This window comes from Streptomyces sp. NPDC002690, assembly GCF_053592415.1.
Genome location: NZ_JBSFVR010000459.1, coordinates 1 through 5,124, shown reverse-complemented (window position 1 = coordinate 5,124; position 5,124 = coordinate 1). Strand labels below are relative to the sequence as shown.

Below are 5,124 nucleotides of genomic sequence, written 5' to 3'. Positions count from 1 at the left end.
GGACGCTCAAACAGTCACTGGCTGTTGATCGCGCCTGCGGGCAATGACTTTCGGCCGCTGGACAAGGGATCTGCCGGGCGTTCTGGTGCTGCCGCGCCGAGCTGCTGCGCCGCCACCTCCAGGGCGACGAGCCGTGGAGCGTCCTCGGCCAGAGCTTCGGCGGTTTCGCCACCCTCACCTACCTCGGTCTCGCCCCGGAAGGTCTCGCGCGGGCGTACATCACCGGCGGGCTGCCGACCCTGACCGCTCACGCGGACGACGTGTACCGGGCCGCCTACGCGCGCACCCTCGCCCACAACGAGCGTTTCTTCGCACGCTATCCCGCCGACCAGCGGATCGCGGATGCGGTCGCCGCGCACCTCGCCGAACACGACGTCCGCATGCCGACCGGCGAGCGCCTCACCGTCCGCCGCTTCCAGACCCTGGGCATCATGTTCGGCACCTCGGCGAAGTTCGATTGGCTCCACTACCTCCTGGAGACCGCCTTCACCCAAGGCGTCGAAGGGCCGGCTCTCACCGACACTTTCCTGCGGGGGGTGGACGCCGCCGTCTCCTTCGCCGAACGTCCCCTGTACGCGGCGCTGCACGAACCGATCTACGCCCAGGGCGGCCGGGCCACCGACTGGTCCGCCCACCGCGTCCGCCGGGAGTTCCCCGCCTTCGACGCCGGAACGGAGGGCCCCCTCCGCTTCACCGGCGAAATGGTCTATCCCTGGCAGTTCGACGAGGACCCCGCGCTCGTTCCCCTGCGGGAAGCGGCCGGGCACCTCGCTGCCCGCGCCGACTGGCCGGCGCTCTACGACCTCGAACGGCTGGCCGCCAACACCGTCCCGGTCGTCGCGGCCGTCTACCAGGACGACATGTACGTGGACCGCGAGCAGTCCCTCGCCACCGCCGCCGCGGTACGCGGCCTGCGCACCTGGGTGACGCCCGCCTACGCGCACGACGGGGTGCGTGCCGACCGCGCGGTGCTGGACCGGCTGATCGCGATGGCCCGCGAGGCCGGCTGACAGCGCAGCCGGCCCGTACACCCCCGCCGCGTCGCGCCCGGGGTACGAACACCTGGCCGGGGACCGTCGGATGCGACGGCCCCCGGCCATGTGTTCGTACCGCGCAGGGCGGCCGGAGCATCCACCGTCCTGCGGCCGCCGCCACTAGGGGGCGTGGCCGGCCGCGGGGCGGCGGATGCCTTCGTCAGGCGTAGGTCTCGAACTCGGCGACCTTCGGGGTGCCGCTGGAGCTGGTGATCTCGAAGGTGACCTTGCGCAGCGAGGTCTTGGTGAACGAGATGGTGCCCGCTCCGCTGCCGGAGGTCAGGACCGCACCGGTGTCACCGTTGAGGACCCGCCAGGAGCCGATGCTGGAGCCGGACGCCTCGCGGATGTTGATCGAGGAGACGGCGGTCGCGGCGTCCCACTTGATCGAGACGGAGCCCGTCGAGCCGGAGGGCGACCAGTAGGTGCTCAGGCTGCCGTCCTTGACGTTGCCGTAGCTGGTCCCGCTCGCTTTGCTGGAGCCGTCGGCGCCGGCGGAGAGGCTGAGGTTGGTGCCGCTGGGCTGCGTCGGGTTGGTGGTCGGCGTGGCCGTGGTGGGGCTCGGCGTGGGCGTGGTGGGGTTGCCGGTCGGGGTGGTCACCGTGCAGTTGCCGTCCGAGACCTGGAGGCCCTTGTTGGCGCCGGCCGTCTGGGTGACGATGCTCGGCACGCAGTTGGTCGCGTCGAGGCTGTAGGAGTAGGGGATGCTGACCGTGGTGTTGGACGTGGGGTTGGGGCCCGCGGGGTTGTTGTCGGACGCGTGGGCGGACCAGGTCACGTTGTCGAAGGTGTTGCCGCTGACCTGCCAGTAGCCGGCCGCGTCGGTGTAGAAGGTGCCCAGGACGTCCTTGGAGTCCTTGAAGTAGTTGTTGTCCACCTTCGCCTTGGCCCCGGCGCGGGAGTTGATGCCCGACTCGTTGAGGTTGACGTAGTAGTTGTTGTAGATGTGCGCGATGCCGCCACGCAGCAACGGGGTGCGGGAGTCGAGGTTCTGGTACAGGTTGTGGTGGAAGGTGACGAAGCCGTTGGAGAGTTCGGTCTCGCTGGAGCCGATGAGGCCACCACGACCGGAGTTGCGCAGGATGCTGTAGGACAGCGTCACGTACTGCGTGTTGTCCTTCATGTCGAAGAGGCCGTCGAATCCTTCGGCCTCGCCGCCCGAGGCTTCCAGGGTGGAGTGGTCGACCCAGATGTTGCGGACGTCGCTCTCCATGCCGATGGCGTCGCCGCCGTTGGAGGTGGGCGAGCCGGACTTCTTGACGTTCTTGACCGTCACGTTCTGGATGATGATGTTGCTGGACTCGCGGATGTGGATGCCCAGTTGGTCGAAGACCGCGCCACTGCCGACGCCGACGAGCGTGACGTTGCTGATCTGCTTGAGCTCGATCACACCGGCCGCGGTGTTGCAGCTGTCGCCCGACACCTTGGCGGTGTTGGCGTGGTTGATCGTTCCCTCCACCTGGATGGTGATCGGGGTGCTGCTGCTGGCGCGACCGCACAGCGCCTGGTGGATCTCGGTACCCGTGGTCGCTTTCACGACCTGCCCGCCGGCCCCGCCGGTGGTACCGCCGTTCTGGGTCGCGTAGCCGGTGACGCCGCCGGTCGCCGCCGATGCCGAGGGCATCGACACGATGACGCCGGTCGCCGCCGCCAGGGCCGCCGTGGCCACTGCCGCGGAGAGTCGCAGTGCGACTGCTTTCCTCATGCTCGTCTCTCTCTGTTCGTCTTCGAATACGAGGGTTGAATGAATGACATGCACATGCCATTCATGAAGTCATGCCGAGCCCGCCGACACTCACCGGGTACGTTCCGACCACCCCTGGCGCGGGCTTGATTCGCACCGGTCGGATCGGGTCGGCCGTTCTGCCGCGGCCCACAAGCCTGTACCACCGGCGGCACCGGCACGGGATCTCCGCGTCCGTACCACCGCCCACTCCGCCGGCCGCACCGCCCCGGAGGTGTCGACACCACCCGGGGACCACCGCCGGGGAACCGACGGCACGACCGGCCACCCACTACGGGAAGCCACCGCCGTCGAGAGAACGACGGACGGCGTGACGGGCATGGATCATGGCGATACACCCTTCACCCCGTGGCGCGGCGACGTACCTGATGCGGCACCGTTCCGGACAGGTGGCGGCTCGCCCGCGAAGTCGCCTACGGATGAGGCGACTTCACGTTCACCGGTACGGGGCCCTGGAGAGGGAAAGCGCTTTCTGAACGTGAGGATAGGGCGGCTGTCGCGAGGCTGACAAGGTTCCGGACACGTACGGAATGAGGGCCACCGCGAAGGGCGGCCGCGTACGACGGGCCCGGCGCCACCTCACCGAAGCCGTCCCACGGATCGAACAGGGTTCACACCCCTGAACAAATCCATGCCGCTGAGGGATCTCCCAAGGGAACGCGAAGAACGACGAACCCGCAGCTCACATCAGCTGCCCCCAAGGTCGGCCGGCTAGAATCCCGGCGCGACGACGGCGGGCGGAACGAGCGCCTCCGCCCCGTCTGTTGAACGCGCGAGCAAGCCCTCCGGGCCCCTGGTCCCGACGGTTGCGGACGCCGAAAATTTCCGCCGCATCGCGCGGACGGGGCTCCCGATCAACCGGGGGGGTGCGCCGCACGCGGGCTCGACCCGGTCCACCAACCACGCGCGTGGAAAGCGCGCGTGGAAAGCGCACACCTCGCCACCACGGTCCCCGGCCACGACATCGCCGACCTCACGGCGGCGTCCATTCGCCCTGCGCAGCGGACCGCACCGTCGCGCTCCCGTCCACCGACGGGCCCGCACCCACGGGCTCGGCGTCGGTCCCGGGAACCGTTCCTTCCCGGGACCGACGCCGAGCAGCAGGGTCAGAACGCCGACGTGTACGCGGTGAAGAACGGGGCCTTCACCGGAGTCCCGCCGGGGCCGAAGCAGTTGACGGGGAGCTGTACCGTGCCGCCCGACCGGACCCAGGGGGCGTAGAGGCCGCAGTATCCCGGCCCGCTGCCGTAGGCGGTGGCGTGCGCGGTGTCCGAGGGGACGGCGACCGCCGGCAGGGTGACAACGAAGGGCGCCCCCGAACCGCCGAGAGTGTTGGTCGCGCCGCTGGAGTTGTAGTTGGTGAGTGCGGGCAGCGATCCGTTGTACCAGAGGTAGCCGAACGACTTCGGCGGGAAGGCCGGCCCGTGGACCGCCCGCAGGTAGGAGTAGCTCAGCGTCCACTTGGCGTCGTACGGGGCGTCCGACGCGTCGTAGCAGGCGACCACGGCCGTCTGCCCGGTGGAGCCCGGCGCCCAGTCGGACACCTTGCAGTGCGCTCCCTGTTGCGGATCGACCGCGGTGACCTGGAAGTCGCCCGCGTAGCCCGACAGTCCGAGGCCGGGGAGCCACGCCTTCCAGATGCCCGTCGAGCCCTTGCTCACCGCGTTCACGGCACCGGTGGAGTTGTACTGGGTGAGTACCGTGCCGCTGCTGTCGGAGTAGATGTAGCCGTACGATCCGGTCGGCGTGACGGGAACACCGCTACTGGTGGTGTAGAGGACGGTGAAGGTGGAGTTGTCGGGTGCGCCGCTCGGCAGGTAGCAGTTCACGAAGACGTCCTCGCCGGTGCCGACCTGCTTCCAGCCGGCGATCTGGCACCAGTGCGCGGCGCTGTTGACCGCTGTGGCGTGGGCGATCCCGCCCGTGCCCCCGATCAGCGGGAAGTGCGCCACGTACGAGCCGAGGCCGAGCTGGTCGACCTTGACGGGATTGGTGGACGGTGAGGTCCAACTGCCCCACTGGCGGGTGGGGTCGGGCACATAGCCGGAGGGGGGCGTCGGGTTGTCCAGATAGGCGAATCCCCAGCGGTCGGGGACGGCCGCCTGCGCGGTTCCCGCGGTCGGAAGGGCTGCCGCCAGCAGTGCGGCCAGCATGCCCATGATGAGCAGAACGGCTCGGACGCGTCTGTTCGTCGGTGCTGCGGTGCGGACGTGCATGGACGTACCCCCTGTGGGTGAGGTCGATGCTGCCTGTGCGGTCCGTGCTGTGGTCCGGGTCGGGCATGGGTGGGCGTCCCCGCGAGGGCGCCCTCGTGGTAACGGCGGAGTCGCGGGGAGGCGCGGGGGC

2 protein-coding genes and 1 pseudogene are annotated in these 5,124 nt (G+C 69.6%); 1 reads left to right on the top strand and 2 read right to left on the bottom strand.

Going from position 1 to position 5,124, the window contains the following annotated elements; genetic code table 11:
* Window positions 1-95: 95 nt before the first annotated feature.
* Window positions 96-1,010 (top strand): annotated as a pseudogene (locus ACWD3D_RS33245) (alpha/beta hydrolase); the annotation flags it as partial.
* A gap of 184 nt (window positions 1,011-1,194) precedes the next feature.
* Here ACWD3D_RS33245 and ACWD3D_RS33240 read toward each other — a convergent pair.
* Both ACWD3D_RS33240 and ACWD3D_RS33235 read right to left on the bottom strand, forming a co-directional pair.
* Window positions 1,195-2,739: a pectate lyase family protein gene (locus ACWD3D_RS33240; RefSeq protein WP_451464440.1), complete on the bottom strand. Its 1,545-nt coding sequence runs from the start codon at window positions 2,737-2,739 to the stop codon at window positions 1,195-1,197.
* 1,145 nt (window positions 2,740-3,884) lie between these two features.
* Window positions 3,885-4,994: a hypothetical protein gene (locus ACWD3D_RS33235; RefSeq protein ID WP_451464439.1), complete on the bottom strand. Its 1,110-nt coding sequence runs from the start codon at window positions 4,992-4,994 to the stop codon at window positions 3,885-3,887.
* Window positions 4,995-5,124: the final 130 nt, after the last annotated feature.